Raw genomic sequence first — 19050 nt, 5'->3', positions numbered from 1 at the left:
CGTCGCGCGTCAGGGCTGATCCGTTACAGACCCAGCCCTTGCTGCACCACTTGCAGCAGATTGTTTTCGGTCAGCGCAATCGCATCCAGCTCCTGGCCGGTTTCGATGGTCTGCAACCACCAGTGACTCTCGCCATGCTCGTCAACCGTGCGCAGCAAGGACTGATCGCGTCCCGGCACCTTGATCTCGACACGTCCGCAACCGTCCTCGGTAAACCGCGCAATCGGATCGAACGTCAGGCTGTGATGGTTGGCCTCGATCACCAATTGGTCGATGGCGTAGTCGTGGCTTTCGCCGTCGGGCGAACTTTCGCAAACGTGCGTAGGATTTCGCCGAATCTTCAGTCCTACTTCGGTGACCGGTTGCAGCCAGGCCTCGATACGGTGGTACAAGTCGTACACCTGAGCAGGCCAGCAATCGATCTCAAGCGCAGCGCAGGTGATGTCGTCAGCCTGGGTGTGCCGGGTCTGCTTGAGTCTGGCGGCGAGTTCGTCTGCTTTACTCATGTCGGTTCCCTTGTTGGATGTCTGCCTGTTTAGCGTAGACCTTTGCACGGCGCAGGGCCTTGCCTTGCGTCATGCGCTTGCAATACAAGCGTGTCGAAATCAGCACTGGCCAAGCCTGGCCAACAACGAAAACCACGGACGCAGGCGTCCCAAGGAACGGGTTAATGAAAAAGCTGTTTACAATTCTGGCAATGATCGCGCTGACAGCCGGTAGCATTGGCATGAGTTCGGCGCGTCAGTCGTCATCGAACAAAGCCCAGGCGGAATCGGTGGCGGGGGTGTTCGACTACTACCTGCTGGCGCTGTCCTGGTCGCCGACTTTTTGTCTGACGCACAAGGACGACGCGCAGTGCACCGGCAAGGGTTATGGTTTTGTCCTGCACGGTTTGTGGCCGCAATACGCCAAGGGCGGTTGGCCGCAATCCTGCCCGCCGCTGACCAGACTGTCGGCGGCAGAAACCAGCAAGGGCCTCACGATGTACCCGACGAAAAAACTCCTTGATCACGAATGGTCCAAGCACGGTACCTGCAGCGGTCTCGGCGCAATGGGCTATCTCGACAAGTCAGATCAGGCTCTCGGCGCAGTGAAGATTCCGCAGGCGTTACAGCCGTTCGGCTCGACCTCGTACTACTTCGAAGCTCAGGAGATTGTCGATATGTTTCGCAAGGCCAATCCGGGTATTCCCGAGGACGGAATTGCGGTGGTTTGCAGTGGTCCGCAGCTGTCGGAAGTGCGGGTGTGCATGAACAAGGATTTGCAGTTCAGCGCGTGTGGCAAAGGGGTGAAAACGCAGTGTCGGGCGGGGGATATTCGGGTGCCGCGAGACTGTCAGAAATTTTGTGTTCGGGCATAACATGTAGCTAGAGGTACATGTATGCCGACCAAAAAGAAGTCCGCCAATGCAACAGCGAGGGAGTTGCCCTCGATTCCCCAAGAGCTGATCGAGCAGTTTGTTAAAGGCCCGATGAGCGCCGAAGCCATTCAAGACGCGTCCATGGCGTTCAAGAAGGCTCTGATCGAGCGTGCTCTAGGTGCCGAGCTGGGTCACCACCTTGGTTATCCTCAGGGCGCGGAGCGCCCTGAGGAGTCGACCAATCAGCGCAATGGCAAGAGTGGCAAAACTGTCCTGACTGACGACGGCCCTCTTCGTCTGGATATCCCCAGAGACCGCGATGGTAGCTTCGCCCCGATCCTGATTCCCAAGCACGAACGCCGTTTTACAGGCTTCGACGACAAGATAATTGCCATGTACGCCCGGGGCATGACGGTGCGTGAGATCCGCGCTTTTCTGTCTGAGCAGTATGGAACTGACGTGTCCCATGACTTCATCAGCTCAGTCACCGATGCGGTCATGGAAGAGGTCGGTGCCTGGCAACAACGACCCTTGGAACCGATGTATCCGGTGATCTTCTTCGATGCGCTACGGGTCAAAATCCGGGACGAGGGGTTAGTACGCAACAAGGCTATTTATCTGGCGCTGGGGGTATTACCTGATGGCACGCGCGACATTCTGGGTATCTGGATCGAGAGCACCGAGGGCGCCAAGTTTTGGATGAAGGTGTTCAACGACCTCAAGACTCGTGGCGTTGAAGATGTTCTGATCGCCGTCACGGATGGCCTCAAAGGAATACCGGAGGCGTTGGGGGCGGTTTTTCCTGCCACGACGCTGCAAACCTGCATCGTGCATCTGATCCGCAACAGCCTGGATTATGCTGCTTGGGATAAACGTCGGGCACTGGCCAAAGCACTCAAGCCGATCTACCAGGCGATCAATGCCGATGTGGCTGAGCAAGAGCTTAACGCCTTTGAAGCGGGGCCTTGGGGCAAGCAGTATCCGACTGTGGTTGCTGCATGGCGTCGCGCCTGGGATCGGGTTATACCGTTTTTTGTTTTCCCGGCGGGCATCCGCAAAGTGGTTTACACGACCAATGCCATCGAGAGCATCAATGCCCAGTTACGCAAGATCATCAAAACTCGAGGACACTTCCCGACCGATGAGGCCGCGACAAAACTGATATGGCTTGGGTTGCGCAACATCACCGCCAACTGGGGTCATGCGGCACACGACTGGAAAGTGGCGATGAATCAATTTGCGATCCTGTACGGAGACCGATTTACCAGACCGAGCTGGTAAAACAACGGCCTGCCTGACGGCAGGCCCTAACCAGCCCGAACACAAAAAAACTGATACTCCCGGTGCCGCCGGTACGGTAAGCCATCCGTAATGAGCCAAAAAAAACAGGCGCTCCCGTGAGCGCCTGTTTTTTTGGCCTGAGGATTTGGAAATATGAATACGACCCACGCTACTACTCAAACACCATGAACATCCCCACCGCCGACCTGCTCCGCGAAGTCAACAAACCCGAATAAACAACCCCGGGGGGATTCAGGCAAATCCCCCGCATCCGCGCCCAATTCCCCACGCAAAAACTCCACCAGCCCCCGCTGCAACACGCTCAACGCTCCTTCACGACTAACCAACGCCAGTTCCGTCGGCGCCAACTCCGGCAAATCCCTACACACTTCATGTTCTGGCAATACCGCCGAAACCGGCAACACCGAAACCCCTAACCCAGACGCCACCGCCGCTTGTATCCCGGTCAGGCTGTGACTGCCGAACGCCACCCGCCACGGTCGTTGCGCCACATCGAGCAAGCGAATCGCCCGTTGCCGGTACAGGCAGCCCTGCGGAAACAGCGCCAGCGGCAGCACACCGTCGCGGGTGTCGACCTCTGCGCCTTTGACCCACACCAGCCGCTCCGGCCAAGTGGCCCATGCCGGGCCGCTGTCGGGTTCGCGTTTGATCAGGGCAATGTCGATGTCGCCGGCGTCGAGGCGCTGGCGCAGGTCGAGGCTCATGCCGCTGATGGTTTCCAGGCGCGCCTGCGGATGGCTGCGGTTGAAGCCGGCGAGGATCAGCGCCATGCGCCGGGCGTCGAAGTCTTCCGGCATGCCGATGCGCAGCACTTCCAGATCGATGTCGCTGGCCAGCGCTTGCGTGGCTTCGGCGGACAGCGCCAGCAACCGGCGCGCGTAGTGCATCAGCAGTTCGCCGTGTTCGGTGACCGCGACGTGCACTCCGGTGCGGTCGCGCAGGAGTAGCGGGTGGCCGACCAGATCTTCGAGTTTGCGCACCTGCTGGCTGACCGTCGATTGCGTGCGGTGCACACGTTCGGCAGCGCGGGTGAAGCTGCCTTCGTCGACCACGCAGACGAAGGTTTTCAGCAATTCCAGATCCAGCATGGCGGTATTCCTGATAGTTGTTTTGCGAATGACGATCGCGTGTTTATTTAATTTCACACTATCACCGCACGCTCATAAGCTGAAGTCCTGGCACTGGAGGATCGACCGATGACCTTAAACAACACGCCGCACCCGCACTGGCTGACCTTCGATTGCTACGGCACCCTCATTCAGTGGGATGAAGGACTGAAAGCCGTGGTCAAGAAAATGCTCAGCGACAAGCGCCAGCACGCAGTGGACGCCGATAAGTTGATCGAAGTCTACGACCGTCACGAGCATCGTCTCGAGCAAACGCCGCCGCACCGTTCCTTTCGTGAACTGAGCACGCTCGGCCTGCAACTGGCGCTGGAAGAAATGGGCTTGCCGAGCCAGCCCGAGGACAGTCAACGCCTGGCGACAGCCATCCCGAACATGCCGCCCTTTGCCGAAGTGGTCGACACCCTCGCGCAGCTCAAAGCCATGGGCTTCAAGCTGTGCATCGTCTCGAACACCGACGACGACATCATTGCCGGCAACGTCGCGCAACTCGGTGGCCATATCGACCGTGTAATCACCGCGCAACAGGCCGGTGCCTACAAACCGGCGCCACGGCTGTTCGACTACGCTCATGAGCAATTGGGCGTCACCCGCGATGAGGTGGTGCACATCTGCGCCAGCCCGATGCTCGATCACACAGCGGCGCGCGACATGGGCTTTCGTTGCGTGTGGATCGATCGCGGCACGGGTCGTCAGTTGTTGCCGGACTATCGCCCCGACGCGATCCTGTCCAGCCTCGATCAAGTGCTGCCGCTGTTCAAATCCCTCGGCTGGACCTAAGGAGAATTGCCATGGCTCATATCTTGAGCGGCACTGGCAAAGCCAGACCCAGCGCAACGCTGCACCTGGAAACCGAGGCGATCATCACCGCCCGCAACGAACTTGCTGCGTGCTTTCAACTGGCCGCATTGCATGGTCTGGAGGAGGGCATCTGCAATCACTTTTCGGCGATGCTGCCGGGGCATGACGACCTGTTTCTGGTCAATCCCTACGGCTACGCTTTTGCAGAGGTAACGGCGCAGAATCTGCTGGTCTGCGACTTCGCCGGCAATGTGGTCGATGGCGAAGGCGAGCCCGAGGCGACGGCGTTTTACATCCACGCGCGACTGCACAAACAACTGCCACGGGTAAAAGTCGCGTTCCACACGCACATGCCGCACGCTACGGCGTTGTGCCTGTTGCAAGGCCCGCCGCTGCTATGGCTGGGGCAGACCGCGCTGAAGTTTTACGGGCGCACGGCGGTGGACGAGGATTACAACGGCCTCGCACTGGACGCATCCGAAGGCGACCGCATCGCCAGCGTCATGGGCGATGCCGACATTCTCTTTCTGAAAAACCACGGTGTGATTGTCGCCGCGCCGACCATTGCCGAAGCCTGGGACGATCTGTATTACCTGGAACGCGCCGCGCAGGTGCAGCTGCTGGCGATGGCAACCCAACGTGAATTGAAACCGGTGCCCCATGCGATTGCGCAGCGCGCCTATGAACAAATGCGTGAAGGCGATGCGCAAAGTGCCCGTGCGCATCTCACCAGCGCGATGCGGCGCCTGGCCCTGCATAACTGATTAACCGTAAAGAAGCAGTCGTAAATAAATCGACGAAAAGCGATCATCCAAACTCGCGACGCGCCGATAACTGGGCGGGAGGCGGGCGTTTGCCCCGTGCATCCCGGTGGGCTACGCTCACGAACACAAGGGTTTCGGGCTCGCGCCCCTGCCGTACCTGCCCAGGACATGCTTTTGCCAATCTCCATTCACGATCCGCATCAGGCCCCCGGCACGCTCAAGCGCCTGCCCCTGCGCAAAGCGGCGGTGCTGTTTATCGTTGCGGTGAGCCTCTGCCTGTGCGGTCTTCTGTACCTGCAATTGGAGCAGTCACGGCGTCAGGATCTGGCGGTGGCGAAGATGGCTTCGGGCAACCTGACCCGGGCCATGGCGCAGCAGGCCGAAGACACTGTGCGGGCAGCGGATCTGGTGATGACCAGCCTCGTCGACTGGATTCAGGACGATGGTTACGGGACGGCGCAGCGACCTCGGTTGCAGCGGATCTTTGCCCGCCGCGCGCAGCAACTGGATCAGTTGCACGGCATCTTTCTTTTCGATCGCGAAGGGCAGTGGGTCATTACGTCGTTCCCCAATCTACCCCGTGGCAATGGCGTGGCCGATCGCGAATATTTCAAGTTCCATCAGCAGAATGCTTCGACGGTTGCGCACATCGGCCAGGCGATTCGCAGCCGCGAAAACGGCGAGTGGATCATTCCGATTTCCAGACGCGTCAACGACCAGCTCGGCAACTTTCAGGGCGTGCTGATGGCCGGCATCCGCATGTCGTACTTCGATCAGTTCTTCAAAAGCTTCAGCCTCGATGACAGCGGCATCATGTTTCTGGCATTGACCGACGGCACCTTGTTGGCCCGACGGCCCTTTGACGAGGCGTTGATCAATACCTCGGTGGCCCACGGCGAGATCTATCAAACCCTGCTGCCCAACGCTAACGCCGGCACGGCGATGCTCAATTCCGTGGTCGATGGCGTGACACGATTGTATGGCTATCGGCAGCTTGCCTCATATCCGCTGGTGGTCTCTGCCGCGACTTCGCAAGACACGATTTTGCGGGGCTGGCACGAGCGCGCATTTCAGTCCAGCGTGATCGTCGCGCTGGTTGTTTTGGGCATTGGTCTGTTCGGCTGGGTATTCATTCATCAGGTGCGCGACGGCGAGCGTATCGAGAAAAATCTACGCAGGGCTCAGCTGGCGCTGGAACAGATCGCCACCCACGACAGCCTCACCGGGCTGGCCAATCGACGCTTGTTCGAGCGTTCGCTGGATATCGAATTTGCCCGTGGCGCGCGCCAGGTCAGCCCGGTCAGCCTGATCATGCTCGATATCGATTTCTTCAAGCGCTACAACGACGCGTATGGTCATGTCGCCGGCGATCAGTGTCTCGCACAAGTGGCGCAAGTGGTGAAGACCTGCTGCCAGCGCAAGTCGGATCTGGCGGTGCGTTACGGCGGCGAGGAATTCGCCGTGCTGTTGCCGGACACCGACATCAACGGTGCGCTGGCGATTGCCGGGCAGATTCGCCGCAGCGTGATCGACAAGCACATCATCCACAGTGGCTCGCCGACCGGCTATCTCACTGTGAGCCTGGGCTGTTATGCGTTTATACCGCACGGCAACGACAGCCCGCAGGTGTTTATCCAGCGCGCGGACGCCGCGTTGTATCAGGCGAAAAATGCCGGGCGCAATCGCGCGGCGGTGTATGCGTCGGAAGAAGGTTTTGCCGAACTGATGCGGTCGGATCGCTGATCTCAGTCACACTATTGAGCAAATGTGGGAGCGAGCTTGCTCGCGAAGGCGGCGCACCAGTGACCAAATCAGTCGACTGACACAATGCCTTCGCGAGCAAGCTCGCTCCCACAGTTACTCAGCGTTGCTTTATCTGGGATGGCTCTTGTTCGTTCAGCCGCCCGTGCCACCGCCCGCGCCACCTGTACCGCCGCCGGCCGAACCGGTGCCGCCACCCGCGCCGGAACCCGAGCCGCTGGCCCCGCCATTGGTGCCCGTGCCCGTGCCCGTGCCCGTGCCGGTGCCTATGCCCGAACCAGTGCCGGTGCCGTTATTGGTTCCGCCAGAACCGCTGCCACCCGATGGCGAGCCCGGGGTGTTGTCTGGCGGCATGGTCGAGCTGCTGGCGCCGCCGGACTTGGTGCCCGTCGCATCTGTGCTGTCATTGGCAGCGAAGCTGGCGGCGGATGCCGTAGCGAGCAGACCGGCCAACAATAACGAAGTGAATTTGCGCGTCATCATGGTACGTCTCCTGATAAAGGGGATTACCTGATATTGGTCTCGCACGCCCAAGCCTTGGTGCCAGTCGAGTGACGAGCGGTCAATCGCTGCGCCAAGTGGCCTACCGTTCTTCTGCAATATTGGCTATTTGCCGAACCACCCCCGGGGACTAACGTAGCCACACATTCAATCGCTACCCCGGAGTCCACCATGCAACCTCGTGCCGATTTCTACACCGCTTCCCCTGATGCCATGAAGGCGATGATGGCGCTGGAAAATGCCGTCTCGAAACTGCCGCTGGAAAAGAGCCTGATCGAACTGGTCAAGCTGCGCTCTTCACAGATCAACGGCTGCGCATTCTGCATCGACATGCACACCGCCGACGCGATCAAGGACGGCGAAACCCCGCGTCGCCTGTTCGCCGTGACAGCATGGCGGGAAGCGCCGTTCTTCAGCGAGCGCGAACGTGCGGCACTACTGTGGACCGAGTCGCTGACGCAACTGAGCCTGACCCACGCGCCCGACGAAGATTACGAGGTAGTCGCTGCGCAGTTTTCGCCCAAGGAACTGGTTGACCTGACCGTGGCGATCAACACCATCAACGGCTGGAATCGCCTGGCGGTGGGCTTCCGCAAACTGCCGCAGGCTTAAGTCCCACGCACATCCCTGTAGGAGTGAGCCTGCTCGCGATAGCGGTAGGTCAGTCACCATGTTTGCTATCTGACAGACCGCTATCGCGAGCAGGCTCACTCCTACAAGGGAATCTTCAATGTGCTTGTGAACTCGGCGCCGCCGGTGGCTGCACCTTGCGCATCAAGGGCACCATCGCCGTGGCGATGATGAAGCAGACCATGATCATCAAAAACGTATCGCCATAAGTCTGCGTCTGCGCCTCGCGATACGTCACCAGCCACAGCTGCCGCAGGCTGGCACCCCGGTGGAAAAAACTGCCATACCAACGTCCAGCGCGCTGTGGCCGCGCACGCGGCCGAGGAACAGCGGCGTCAGGTAAATCGTCGCGAACCGTTTCGCTGATCCTTCAGGACTGAGCGTTCAGGCCGTTAAAGAGGCTCAAGCGTAAATATTTCAAAGGAGTTACACATGAACTCAGGGACTGACCTGCAGCGGGAACTAATAGCTATTGCTAAACAACTCATCAACTGGATCATCGGAAAACCGAGTAGCAAGTTTGTGATGTTGGGAATGCTGCTGTGGACGCCTGGAGCACTCGACTTGCTGGCGATGCTGGCCCAGACGGCTCAGGCATTCCGTGGCTTGGCACCCGTGCCATCTGTGCCGGACGACTTTGGTTATTCTCGCGCCTTGGGCATTGTTCTGATCGCGGTTGGCGTTGGTATGACGCTGTTTGAATGGTGGCAACCCCATTCGACCAAGGCTGGTCGTATGAGGGTGGCGAAAGCCAGAGGGCAGGTTCAGTTGCAACGCAACTTGCGCTCGAATTTCGAGAAACTCAACGACGCGGACCTGCAACTCGAGTTTCAAAATGCATGGGGGCCGGTAAACGCTGATCCTCGACAGATTCGCAACGTGTTGGGTACCAAGAAGGACAATCCGGGGCTGGCTATGGATCGCTTCATCAGAGGTATGGCGTTAGTCGATACCGACGGCGACTGGTTTATGTTGCGTTCCCGGGTTATCCCGGCAGCGTTCTGGAGTTACTTTTTCCTGACCATTGTCTCCGTGTGCGTGGGAGCGCTTTGCCTCATTGTCTTCTGCGCATCGCTGGTTCTTCCTGGTTGGATGAGTATTCCTGTCGAAACGAAAGGTACTCTGGCGGTACTGGCACTGCTGATTGGTTATTCAGCGTTCGCGTTCAAGGACTTGATGCTCGAGTTCGGCAGTGCAGTCAATCTGGCGCGTATGCCATAGAAAGCGTTTCGCTGCTGCCGATAAGTCTGGCTGCGGCTCTCGCTCTTGGCCAAGTGGAAGAAGAGGTCAAGGGGGACGATGAATAAATTGCACTCGATTAATACGAAGCATTACTATTCACGCCCTTTCCTCACCACGCCGCCCATCTCCATGCGCTCCCGCAGATCCGGCTTTTTCGAGCATTACGAAGAGTTGATCGGTACCTGGACTCGGCGCCTGCGCAATCGCGCGCAGGCCGAGGATCTGGCGCACGACACCTTTGTGCGGGTGCTCGAGGCGGATTCGGCGGCGGTGCAGCAGCCGCGCGCTTATCTGCACCAGACGGCGCGCAATATCGCGGTTGATGGGTATCGGCGTGAGGACCGGCGCGGCACCATGGAGTGGGAAGCGGTCGATGACAGTGCGTCGTCGGCGGGCGATCCGGAGCATTACATGCATGCGATCCAGCTGGCCGATTCCATCGAACGCGCGCTCACCGAACTGCCGTTCAACTGTCGCAAGATCTTCGTCTGGCAGAAGATCGAAGGCCTGACGCAGGCAGAAATCGCCGAACGCCTGGGGCTGTCCAAGAATATGGTCGAAAAGTATATGATCCGCACCCTGCGCCATCTGCGTGAGCGGCTGGATGGCTTGCAATCATGAGCGCTCGCACCTTTTCATTCTTAGGCGGACAGGACATTCCATGATGGAAACGGGTGATTGCGCCTGTGGGAAAACGGCGGTGCGTGACGAGGCGGCGGCCTGGTTCGTGCGTTTGCAGGAACCGAATGTCAGCGTCGAGCAACGGCGGCGCTTCGACGCCTGGCTGAACGAGCATCCGCAACACCGCGAAGAATTCCAGTTGCTGCAAGGCCTGTGGACGGCGGCCGATCTGCTGCCGACTTCGCGCCTCAAAGCGCTTGCTGAAACACCGCCAAGTCGCCGCGAACGCCGGCCGTTGCTGCGTTATGCCGTGGCCGCGAGTGTTCTGGCCGTGGCGCTGGGGCTTGGCCTGTTCAGTGGGCTGTATCATCCGAGTGGCTACCGCGCCGAGTTCGTTACGGCGCTGGGCGAGCGCAGACATGTGGCGTTACCCGATGGCTCGGTGATCGATCTGAACAGTCGCAGCCGCTTGCAGGTGCGCTACGAGCAGGATCGACGTGTCATCGAATTGAGCGCCGGCGAGGCGATGTTCAGCGTTGCACACGACGCCTCGCGTCCGTTTATTGTCGAGGCCGGCAGCGGCAAGGTCACGGTCACCGGCACGCGTTTCGATGTGCGTCGCGATGCCACGCACACCCGCGTGGCGGTGGAGCAGGGCACGGTGAGAGTGCAGGCAAGTGCTGCGCCGGACAACGAATTCATCAACCTCACCGCAGGCCTCGGCACGTCGGTCGATGCGCAAGGCAAAGTCCTGCCGGCCTACGCGGTCAACCCGGCGCAGCTGACTGCGTGGCGCAACGGCAAACTGGTGTTCAACAACGCCAGCCTCGGCGAAGTGGCGGCTGAAGTGTCGCGTTATCGGGATAAGCCGTTGATCGTTTCGCAACCGGGCGTGGTCAGCCTGCGCCTGACCAGCGTGTTCAAATCCGATGACACCGACGCCTTGCTCAAAGCCTTGCCGAACATCCTGCCGGTGGCCGTGCGCACCCTTGCCGACGGCAGTCAGGAAATAATTTCCAGATAGCATTCAGGTTTTTTCCCCGTTCATCGTCTTCGTGTTCAACTGCAACTGGTTTGCATTAACAGCCGCACACTCTTGCGATCCACAGGACTCCGTACGACGTGAACATCACCACCCACCACAATAAAAAATCCCCTTGGCTGCCATTGGCGCTCGCGCTGGCCGTCAGCGCAGCGATGCCGTCGGCGTTCGCCGCTGAAGCCATTCATATCCGCGCGCAACCGCTGGGCCAGGCCTTGAGCGAACTGGGCCAGCAAACCTCGCTGCAGGTGTTTTTCAGCCCCGAGCTGGTGGCCGGCAAACAGGCGCCTGCGGTCGATGGCGACCTCTCGCCGGAACAGGCCTTGCGTCAGCTGTTGCAGGGCAGCGGACTCGATTATCAGATCAACGAGGGCTCGGTGACGCTCGCCCCAGCAGCCACCTCCGCAGCCAGCAACGGCCCGCTGGAGCTCGGCGTGACCGACATCAAAGTGGTCGGCGACTGGCTCGGTGACGCTGACGCGGCGGTGGTGCAAAACCACCCGGGCGCGCGCACGGTGATTCGCCGCGAAGCGATGGTCGAGCAGGGCGCGATGAACGTCAGCGACGTGCTCAAGCGCGTGCCGGGCGTGCAGGTACAGGACTCCAACGGCACCGGCGGCAGTGATATTTCCCTCAACGTCGGCGTACGCGGTCTGACTTCGCGCCTGTCGCCACGCTCGACCGTACTGATCGATGGCGTGCCAGCGGCGTTCGCGCCATACGGCCAGCCGCAGTTGTCGATGGCGCCGATCTCCTCGGGCAACCTCGACAGCATCGACGTCGTGCGCGGCGCCGGTTCCGTGCGTTACGGGCCACAGAACGTCGGCGGCGTGATCAACTTCGTGACCCGCGCGATCCCGGAGAAAACCACCGGCGAAATCGGCACCACTCTGGAAACCACGCAGTACGGCGGCTGGAAACACATCGACACCGCGTTTCTTGGTGGCACCGCCGACAACGGCATGGGCGTCGCGCTGCTGTACTCCGGCGTCAACGGCCACGGCTATCGCGAGCGCAACAACGGCAACGACATCGACGACGTGCTGCTCAAAACGCACTGGGCGCCGACTGATCAGGACGATTTCAGCCTCAACTTCCACTACTACGACGCCAGTGCCGACATGCCGGGCGGCCTGACCCAGCGTCAGTACGACGACAAACCGTACGAATCGGTGCGTGACTACGACCAGTTCACAGGCCGGCGCAAGGACGTTTCGTTCAAGTGGATTCGCCAGATCGACGAGCGCACTCAGGCGGAAATCCTCACCTACTACACCGACAGCTTTCGCGGCAGTACCATCGCTGCGCGCGATCAGCGCACCCTCAGCTCGTACCCGCGTTCCTACTACACCCTCGGCATCGAGCCGCGCGTGTCGCGGGTGTTCGATGTCGGCCCGACCACTCAGGAAGTCAGCGTCGGTTATCGCTATCTGAAAGAGGCGATGCACGAAGAGTCGAGTCGTCTGGCGCTGGTCAACAACCAGCCAGTAGTCACGCCGACCTCTGACGGCCACGTATTCCAGGATCGCACCGGCGGCACCGAGGCCAATTCGGTGTATGTCGACAACAAGATCGACGTCGGCAACTGGACCATCACCCCAGGCATTCGCTTCGAACACATCAGCACCGATTGGCACGACCGCGCCGTGCTCGACACCGCTGGCCGGCCGGTCCAGGAGAAAAACCGCAGCATCGAAAGCAATGAGCCGCTGCCGGCGCTGAGCGTGATGTATCACCTGTCCGATGCCTGGAAGCTGTTCGCCAACTACGAAACTTCGTTCGGCAGCCTGCAATATTTCCAGCTCGGCCAGGGCGGTTCGGGTGACAGCACCGCCAACGGTCTGGAGCCGGAAAAGGCCAAGACCTACGAGATCGGCACGCGTTACAACGATGATGTCTGGGGCGGCGAGGTGACGCTGTTCTACATCGACTTCGATGACGAACTGCAATACATCAGCAACGATGTTGGCTGGACCAACCTCGGCGCGACCAAGCACCAGGGCATCGAAGCCTCGGCGCACTACGACATGGCGGCCCTCGACCCGCGCCTCGATGGCCTGACCGCCAACGCCGGTTTCACCTACACCCGCGCCACTTATGAAGGCGAGATCCCCAGCTTCAAGGGCCGCGATCTGCCGTTCTATTCTCGGCAGGTGGCCACGGTCGGTTTGCGTTACGACATCAATCGCTGGACATACAACATCGACGGCTTCGCCCAATCGAAACAGCGCTCGCCGGGCACCGGTGTGAATGCGGATGGCAGCTTCAATGGCAATTACATCACCGAAGGCACGGCGGACGGGCAGTACGGCGACATCCCGGGTTACGTGACCTGGAACGTGCGCGGCGGCTATGACTTCGGCCCGCAGGTGTCGAACCTCAAGCTCGGTGCCGGGGTGAAGAACGTCTTCGACAAGCAGTACTTCACCCGCTCCAGCGACAACAACTCGGGGATGTATGTCGGCGCGCCGCGCACGTTCTTCGTGCAGGCCAGCGTCGGTTTCTAAGCCTTCGGCTATTGCTGGACTGGTGCGCAGGGGTTCAGCAATAGCCGTTCTCGGCTATTGAGGTATCAGGAAATTGATAACCGGGCCGGGATTGCCCACCAGATCTGCACCTTTGAGGCAGATGCTCTGCCGGCCATTTGCGAGGGAGACATGGAAAACGCCTGTGGAGCCAGACACACGTTGGAATCCACGCTCGTCATGGCAATCGATATGCTCCGGCTGACCAGACTTGTACTGAAACCGAAAAGGATCCAGATCCGGTAGAGCCGGAAAAACCCTGATATCGTAGTCATCGCCATTCACCCACTCAACTTTATAGGTCGGCGCCAATGGCGCTGGCGCTTCCAGCAACCACCGCCAATAGACGCTGGCGGTCTTCCCTTCCGACTGTTTTGGCGCGTCCGTAGGCCGCTGTTGACCGATCAGGCAAAAAATACAGTCCCGCACCTTCTTTGAGTTCATGACTCAACTCATTTTCCGAATCAGGTCGAGCGGTTTGTATTTGGCTGTACCCTGCAAGTGACTGACATTCATCCAGACTGCGCGTATAGCGATAGCGATAGAACGGGGCGCTCACTGAGAAGTTTTGCACCCACTGCCATGGCAATATCTGTCCGTGCTCGTCACGCTCGACCTTGATGTAATCGCTATCTTGCGATGCTCTTGGAAAAGACCATGCCGCTCCCAGGGGGCACTCACCCGGGCGCGGGTCAAATTGTCCTTTGGTGAAACAAGCGCCCAGGCCCTGGGTCGTCGAGGCATAGTTGGTATCTATACGCTTGTCGACCTGTCCGGCAACGACTTCGCAGGGAGCGCCTTCTTTACAACGATTGCGCCCACTTCCGCGGGTTGTAGTGCCCAGCACACCCACGATTTCATTGGTATAGCGCGCAAGCACCGGCGAGCCGGATAACCCACTGACGACACCCAGGCAGCGGTTGCTCGATTGGCCGATCCATCGCCATGGACCTTCGATGATAGACGCCGGGTGTTCTTGTCTGCATGCCATTCGCTGAATGAAACCGTCGATGGGCGCGCCCGTGATGAGAATGTTTTCTTCGGTGGCCAGTGGCTCATCTGCCAGTTTCAAAGGCTCGATACCGTCTCTGACCAGTTGTTCCAGAGACGGAGCAAGTTCAATGATAGAGATGTCTTGACCCCGCAGCGTGCTCCAGGCAATCCGATTCACAGCATAAGAGCGATTTTGCGGTTGAGTGTCGAAAAAATAATTGAATGTCACCCGGCCCTTCGCAGGTTCATTGACGACGATCTCGTTGTTGCCGACCTCCGGGTGTGTGCAGTGCCCAGAGGTCAGTACATAGGCCGGGTGCGACAGCGTACCCGATCCGCGGGTATCAATGAGTGTGCCGGAGCAGGTCATGCCGCCTTCAACTTCGACGCGGCCAATGGCTTGCCAATGCGCATATTGCCCGTTTGCATTGGCCAGTCGCTGAGCGGGAGCAAAGTTGACTGTGCCTTCGCCCCAGTCGTATCGACTGACAGAGAGACATCCCTGGAGAAGAGCAATGACTGCAACGGCACATCCCATTCTCATATTCACGGTGGATTTCCTTTCCGGTGGAGGGGAGAAATCAACATGATTCATGAGGCTCAGGCTTGTCTACTGTCAAACCTGACAGGTGTCGCACTGATGTTCAGACCTTCAATGTCTTCCCACCGATCGCCACAGCCACCAGCAAAACCGCCATCAATCCAAAGGCAAAGCTCAGACTGCTGGCATGCGCGACAAAACCGATCACCGCTGGCCCGGCGAGAATACCGGCATAACCGAGGGTGGTAATCGCCGGCACCGCGATGCTTTCCGGCATCACCGTTTGCTTGCCCACCGCCGTGTACAGCACCGGCACGATGTTCGAGCAACCGGCGCCGACCAGCGCATACCCGAGCAGCGCCGCTTGCCAGCTCGGTGCGAAGGTGGCGAGAAACAACCCCGCCGCCGCTAACAGCCCACCGAACAGAATGATTCGCGTCGCACCCAGCTTGCGCACGATGCGGTCACCGAGCAGGCGGCCCACGGTCATGGTCAGGGCAAACGCTGCGTAGCCCAGGCCTGCGTAGGCCGTGTCGATCCCGCGTTCCTGAGCGAGGAACACTGCGCTCCAGTCCAGCGCCGCGCCTTCGGTGAGGAACACGATGAAGCACATGCCGCCGATAAACAGCACGATGCCATGGGGAATGGCGAACGCCGGGCCGGAGCTTTCGCTGCCGTAGGGCAACATGTGCGGCACGCATTTGAGTAACGCGCCGATCAGCAACACGACGACGACCAGCATCGCCGCCAGCGGCGTCAGGCCGAGGCCGAGCAGGGCGCTGACGCCCGCCGCGCCGACGATGCCGCCGAGACTGAACAAACCGTGGAACCCCGACATCATGTGCTTGCCGCTGGCGCGCTCGACGATCACTGCTTGCAGGTTCACCGTCGAATCCACCGTGCCGAGGCCGGCGCCGAACATGAACAACGTGGCGATCAGCGCCGGGATCGACGACACCGTCGCCAGCAACGGCAGCGCCGCGCAGATCAGCAACGTGCCGCCGGTGGCTACGCGTCGGCAACCAAAACGCGTGGCGAGAATCCCCGCCAGCGGCATCGCCAGAATCGAACCGACGCCCAGGCACAACAGCAATAATCCCAGCGTGCCCTCATCCAGCCCGGCCCGGGCCTTGGCATAAGGGACCAGCGGCGCCCACGCGGCAATGCCGAGGCCGGCGATGAAAAAAGCGACGCGGGTGGACATCTGTTGCAGACGTCCGGGGACGAAGGTGTCTTGGGGGTTGAGGCTGGTCATATCGATCCTTGGCAAAAAAACAACTGCATCCCGAGTGACATTCTGACGGCGTTGAGGTTCGATCTCAGGCCTTTCGGGGCATAACGGTGGACATCCTACCCTGTGGGAGCGGGCTTGCTCGCGAAGGCGGTATGTCAGGCCAGGAATTTTTGACTGGCACACCGCCTTCGCGAGCAAGCCCGCTCCCACAGGGTGTGTATTAATCATTAGAGTGGCGTTCATCCATACGAAGGTAAACGGTCGGCAATGACGAGCTTCTACGACGCACGCGGCAATATCTACGCCGTGGTCTCACCCCAAGCCTTGCGCGAGGCCGGAATCGCTTTGCCGACAAGCGCCACCGACTGCGCTGCCTCTGGGCAGCAATGGAGCGAGGCCGCCATCGCTTTGTGCTGCCACTGGCCCGAAGGCCAACGCCCGGCCAACAGCAAACCTCACCGCAGCGATGGCCTGCTGATCGGCCCGTTTCAGAGGTCCGCACCGTTCGATGTGCTGATCGTCAACACCGACGGCAGCCTCGCCGAACGCAGTGGCAACGGCCTGACGATTTTTTCTCAGGCATTGACCGAGCAAGGCTTGCTGCCGGAGCAGGGCGCCATGCTGTGCGTGCATCATGACAAGGGCGAAGCGCTGGAAACCTCGGTAAAACCGGCCGAAGTCGAGGGCGTGCGCGGTTTCTGGCTCGACCTCGGCCAGCCCACATTTGGCCCGGAGGCTGTGGGGGCGCAGGCCGTTCAGCAGTTCAACAATCGCGACGTCAGCCATGTCCAGCCCCTGGCACAGCTCGATCCCGCTTGGACCCACAGCCAATTCGTCCGTATCGGCAATCCGCACTGTGTAACGCTGCTCAGCGATGCAAGCGCTTTGCCGAGCAACGAACAGATGGGTGAATCGCCCCTGAACGAACGGCTGACGGCAATTGCCTATGCCATGCCCACCGGTGCCGGCAATCCGTGCCCGGCGGGCGTCAATCTGCAATGGGCCGCGCTGGCGTCGCCGCAGAAAATCGCTGCGCGGGTATTCGAGCGTGGCGAAGGTCCAACCGCGTCTTCCGGCACCAGCGCCAGTGCGGTCGCGTGTGCAGCGTGGCGGGTGGGTTGGGTCGAGGCGGGGGAAGTGCGGGTGGTCATGCCCGGCGGCACCGCACCGGTTTTGCTTGAGGTTTCGGAAGGGGAGTTGCTGCGCGTCAGATTGTTTGGCACGGCGCGGTTGGCGGGTTGATTCGGCCGACGCCATCGCTGGCAAGCCAGGCTCCCACAGGTTTTGCGTGAGGGCCCAATCATGTGCTCAACACAAAACCTGTGGGAGCCTGGCTTGCCAGCGATGAGGCCATCAGCCCCAGTGCAATCTCAATTGAACTCCACCACCGGCATCTGCCGCTTCATCAGCACCTTGCCGCCGCGAATCGAATACAGCGGCAGGCCCTGGCTGCGGATCACTTCGTAATCGCTGTCCGCTGAGAGAATCAGCAGGTTCGCCGGGCGGCCCTGTTCCAGTCCGTAACGTTCGCCCAGGTGCATGGCCTTGGCGCTGTTGTCGGTGACCAGGTCCAGCGCGCTTTGCAGGTTGCGATAGCCGAGCATGTGGCAGATGTGCAGGCCGGCCTCGAGCACGCGCAGGATGTTGCCGTTGCCCAGCGGGTACCACGGGTCGACGATCGAGTCCTGACCGAAACAAACATTCATGCCGGCTTCGAGCAGTTCATTGACGCGGGTCACGCCCCGGCGCTTCGGGAAGTTGTCGAAGCGCCCTTGCAAATGAATGCTTTCGGTCGGGCAGGAAACGAAACTGATTCCGGAATGGCCGAGCAGGCGGAACAGTTTGGCGCAGTAGGCGTTGTCGTATGAACCCATCGCCGTGGTGTGGCTGGCGGTGACGCGGGCGCCCATGTCGCGGCTGCGCGCTTCTTCGGCGAGCACTTCAAGGAAGCGTGAATGCGGATCGTCGGTCTCGTCGCAGTGCACATCGACCAGGCAGCCGGTGCGCTCCGCCAGGTCCATCAGAAACTTCACCGAGCTGACGCCCTGATCGCGGGTGTATTCGAAATGCGGAATGCCGCCGACCACATCGGCGCCCATGCGGATCGCTTCTTCCATCAGCTCGCGCCCGTTGCGGAACGACTCGATGCCTTCCTGCGGGAACGCGACGATTTGCAGGTCGATCAAGTGACGGCTTTCCTCGCGCACTTCGAGCATCGCTTTGAGCGCGGTGAGTTGCGGGTCGGTGACGTCGACGTGAGTGCGCACGTGCTGAATGCCGTGGGCGGCCAGGGCCTGAATGGTCTTCTTGGCGCGGGTCTTGGTGTCTTCTTCGGTGATGGTGACTTTGCGCTCGCCCCAGCATTCGATGCCCTCGAACAGCGTGCCGCTCATGTTCCAGCGCGGCTCGCCGGCGGTGAGGGTAGCGTCGAGGTGGATGTGCGGCTCGACGAAGGGCGGCACCACCAGATTGCCGCCGGCATCGAGGTCATCCGCGCCGAGGGTCGGCGCTTCGGTCTGACGGGCGATGCTGTGGATCAGGCCGTCTTCGAGGTGCAATTCGTGCAGGCCTTCCTGATTGCGCAGGCGGGCGTTGATGATGTGCATCAG

17 protein-coding genes and 1 pseudogene are annotated in these 19050 nt (G+C 60.3%); 11 read left to right on the top strand and 7 right to left on the bottom strand.

Annotated features, from left to right (window positions below; genetic code table 11):
- Positions 1-23: 23 nt before the first annotated feature.
- Positions 24-506: a hypothetical protein gene (locus ACZZZ4_RS26550; protein ID WP_415761975.1), complete on the bottom strand. Its 483-nt coding sequence runs from the start codon at positions 504-506 to the stop codon at positions 24-26.
- Positions 507-670: 164 nt separating this feature from the next.
- On the opposite strand from ACZZZ4_RS26550, the gene ACZZZ4_RS26545 reads away from it, so the two are divergent.
- Positions 671-1360: a ribonuclease T2 gene (locus tag ACZZZ4_RS26545; protein WP_463549201.1), complete on the top strand. Its 690-nt coding sequence runs from the start codon at positions 671-673 to the stop codon at positions 1358-1360.
- 21 nt (positions 1361-1381) lie between these two features.
- Complete coding sequence (locus ACZZZ4_RS26540; RefSeq protein WP_110603837.1) at positions 1382-2641, top strand: IS256-like element ISPsy17 family transposase; 1260 nt, start codon at positions 1382-1384, stop codon at positions 2639-2641.
- Between the two features lie 176 nt (positions 2642-2817).
- Here ACZZZ4_RS26540 and ACZZZ4_RS26535 read toward each other — a convergent pair whose 3' ends face one another.
- Positions 2818-3750 (bottom strand): LysR family transcriptional regulator, encoded by a 933-nt coding sequence (locus tag ACZZZ4_RS26535; RefSeq protein WP_463549200.1) that lies wholly within the window; start codon positions 3748-3750, stop codon positions 2818-2820.
- Between the two features lie 108 nt (positions 3751-3858).
- Here ACZZZ4_RS26535 and ACZZZ4_RS26530 point away from each other — a divergent pair, with 108 nt between their 5' ends.
- From ACZZZ4_RS26530 to ACZZZ4_RS26520, 3 genes are all read left to right on the top strand, one after another.
- The gene (locus ACZZZ4_RS26530; RefSeq protein ID WP_463549199.1) at positions 3859-4566 is read left to right on the top strand and encodes a haloacid dehalogenase type II; all 708 of its coding nucleotides are present in this window, start codon (positions 3859-3861) and stop codon (positions 4564-4566) included.
- Between the two features lie 11 nt (positions 4567-4577).
- Entirely contained in the window at positions 4578-5351 is a 774-nt protein-coding gene (locus tag ACZZZ4_RS26525) for an aldolase (RefSeq protein ID WP_463549198.1), read from the top strand.
- Between the two features lie 174 nt (positions 5352-5525).
- Positions 5526-7094, top strand: a complete 1569-nt coding sequence (locus ACZZZ4_RS26520; RefSeq protein ID WP_463549197.1) for a sensor domain-containing diguanylate cyclase — start codon at positions 5526-5528, stop codon at positions 7092-7094.
- Between the two features lie 153 nt (positions 7095-7247).
- Here ACZZZ4_RS26520 and ACZZZ4_RS26515 read toward each other — a convergent pair whose 3' ends face one another.
- Positions 7248-7595: a hypothetical protein gene (locus tag ACZZZ4_RS26515; protein WP_463549196.1), complete on the bottom strand. Its 348-nt coding sequence runs from the start codon at positions 7593-7595 to the stop codon at positions 7248-7250.
- 189 nt (positions 7596-7784) lie between these two features.
- On the opposite strand from ACZZZ4_RS26515, the gene ACZZZ4_RS26510 reads away from it, so the two are divergent.
- Entirely contained in the window at positions 7785-8225 is a 441-nt protein-coding gene (locus ACZZZ4_RS26510) for a carboxymuconolactone decarboxylase family protein (RefSeq protein ID WP_310406561.1), read from the top strand.
- Positions 8226-8340: 115 nt separating this feature from the next.
- On the opposite strand, the pseudogene ACZZZ4_RS26505 reads toward ACZZZ4_RS26510, so the two are convergent.
- Positions 8341-8505: pseudogene (locus ACZZZ4_RS26505) on the bottom strand (DHA2 family efflux MFS transporter permease subunit); the annotation flags it as partial.
- A gap of 170 nt (positions 8506-8675) precedes the next feature.
- Between ACZZZ4_RS26505 and ACZZZ4_RS26500 the strand changes: the two are divergent.
- The 4 genes from ACZZZ4_RS26500 to ACZZZ4_RS26485 all read left to right on the top strand — a co-directional run bounded on the left by ACZZZ4_RS26500 (position 8676) and on the right by ACZZZ4_RS26485 (position 13655).
- On the top strand, positions 8676-9464 hold the full coding sequence (locus tag ACZZZ4_RS26500) for a hypothetical protein (RefSeq protein WP_463549195.1): 789 nt from the start codon (positions 8676-8678) through the stop codon (positions 9462-9464).
- A gap of 150 nt (positions 9465-9614) precedes the next feature.
- Positions 9615-10106, top strand: coding sequence for a sigma-70 family RNA polymerase sigma factor (locus tag ACZZZ4_RS26495; RefSeq protein WP_463549317.1), 492 nt, complete (start codon positions 9615-9617; stop codon positions 10104-10106).
- Positions 10107-10146: 40 nt separating this feature from the next.
- Positions 10147-11130 carry a FecR family protein gene (locus ACZZZ4_RS26490; protein ID WP_463549194.1) on the top strand — a complete coding sequence of 328 codons (984 nt, stop codon included), beginning with the start codon at positions 10147-10149 and terminating at the stop codon, positions 11128-11130.
- A gap of 98 nt (positions 11131-11228) precedes the next feature.
- Positions 11229-13655, top strand: a complete 2427-nt coding sequence (locus tag ACZZZ4_RS26485) for a TonB-dependent siderophore receptor (protein WP_463549193.1) — start codon at positions 11229-11231, stop codon at positions 13653-13655.
- A gap of 313 nt (positions 13656-13968) precedes the next feature.
- On the opposite strand, the gene ACZZZ4_RS26480 is transcribed toward ACZZZ4_RS26485, so the two are convergent.
- Together ACZZZ4_RS26480 and ACZZZ4_RS26475 are read right to left on the bottom strand one after the other, a co-directional pair.
- On the bottom strand, positions 13969-15261 hold the full coding sequence (locus ACZZZ4_RS26480; protein ID WP_463549192.1) for a trypsin-like serine peptidase: 1293 nt from the start codon (positions 15259-15261) through the stop codon (positions 13969-13971).
- A 49-nt stretch (positions 15262-15310) separates the two neighbouring features.
- Positions 15311-16462 carry an MFS transporter gene (locus ACZZZ4_RS26475; protein WP_016775418.1) on the bottom strand — a complete coding sequence of 384 codons (1152 nt, stop codon included), beginning with the start codon at positions 16460-16462 and terminating at the stop codon, positions 15311-15313.
- Positions 16463-16708: 246 nt separating this feature from the next.
- On the opposite strand from ACZZZ4_RS26475, the gene ACZZZ4_RS26470 reads away from it, so the two are divergent.
- A complete protein-coding gene (locus ACZZZ4_RS26470; RefSeq protein ID WP_463549191.1) occupies positions 16709-17683 on the top strand; it encodes a diaminopimelate epimerase in 975 nt (324 codons plus the stop codon).
- A gap of 128 nt (positions 17684-17811) precedes the next feature.
- Here ACZZZ4_RS26470 and codA read toward each other — a convergent pair whose 3' ends face one another.
- Positions 17812-19047, bottom strand: a complete 1236-nt coding sequence (gene codA, locus ACZZZ4_RS26465; protein ID WP_150634868.1) for a cytosine deaminase — start codon at positions 19045-19047, stop codon at positions 17812-17814.
- Positions 19048-19050: the final 3 nt, after the last annotated feature.

Source organism: Pseudomonas sp. AC252, from assembly GCF_979258105.1.
Note: the sequence above shows the minus strand (reverse complement) of the source record. Positions and strands in the feature narration are given on the sequence as shown.

Coding starts and splice junctions, on each gene's coding strand:
- ACZZZ4_RS26500 (WP_463549195.1), top strand. CDS start 8,676: ATGAACTCAGGGACTGACCTGCAGCGGGAACTAATAGCTATTGCTAAA.
- ACZZZ4_RS26490 (WP_463549194.1), top strand. CDS start 10,147: ATGATGGAAACGGGTGATTGCGCCTGTGGGAAAACGGCGGTGCGTGAC.
- ACZZZ4_RS26475 (WP_016775418.1), bottom strand. CDS start 16,462: ATGACCAGCCTCAACCCCCAAGACACCTTCGTCCCCGGACGTCTGCAA.
- ACZZZ4_RS26470 (WP_463549191.1), top strand. CDS start 16,709: ATGACGAGCTTCTACGACGCACGCGGCAATATCTACGCCGTGGTCTCA.
- ACZZZ4_RS26530 (WP_463549199.1), top strand. CDS start 3,859: ATGACCTTAAACAACACGCCGCACCCGCACTGGCTGACCTTCGATTGC.
- ACZZZ4_RS26515 (WP_463549196.1), bottom strand. CDS start 7,595: ATGATGACGCGCAAATTCACTTCGTTATTGTTGGCCGGTCTGCTCGCT.
- ACZZZ4_RS26550 (WP_415761975.1), bottom strand. CDS start 506: ATGAGTAAAGCAGACGAACTCGCCGCCAGACTCAAGCAGACCCGGCAC.
- ACZZZ4_RS26545 (WP_463549201.1), top strand. CDS start 671: ATGAAAAAGCTGTTTACAATTCTGGCAATGATCGCGCTGACAGCCGGT.
- ACZZZ4_RS26495 (WP_463549317.1), top strand. CDS start 9,615: ATGCGCTCCCGCAGATCCGGCTTTTTCGAGCATTACGAAGAGTTGATC.
- ACZZZ4_RS26510 (WP_310406561.1), top strand. CDS start 7,785: ATGCAACCTCGTGCCGATTTCTACACCGCTTCCCCTGATGCCATGAAG.
- codA (WP_150634868.1), bottom strand. CDS start 19,047: ATGCACATCATCAACGCCCGCCTGCGCAATCAGGAAGGCCTGCACGAA.
- ACZZZ4_RS26540 (WP_110603837.1), top strand. CDS start 1,382: ATGCCGACCAAAAAGAAGTCCGCCAATGCAACAGCGAGGGAGTTGCCC.
- ACZZZ4_RS26535 (WP_463549200.1), bottom strand. CDS start 3,750: ATGCTGGATCTGGAATTGCTGAAAACCTTCGTCTGCGTGGTCGACGAA.
- ACZZZ4_RS26525 (WP_463549198.1), top strand. CDS start 4,578: ATGGCTCATATCTTGAGCGGCACTGGCAAAGCCAGACCCAGCGCAACG.
- ACZZZ4_RS26480 (WP_463549192.1), bottom strand. CDS start 15,261: ATGAATCATGTTGATTTCTCCCCTCCACCGGAAAGGAAATCCACCGTG.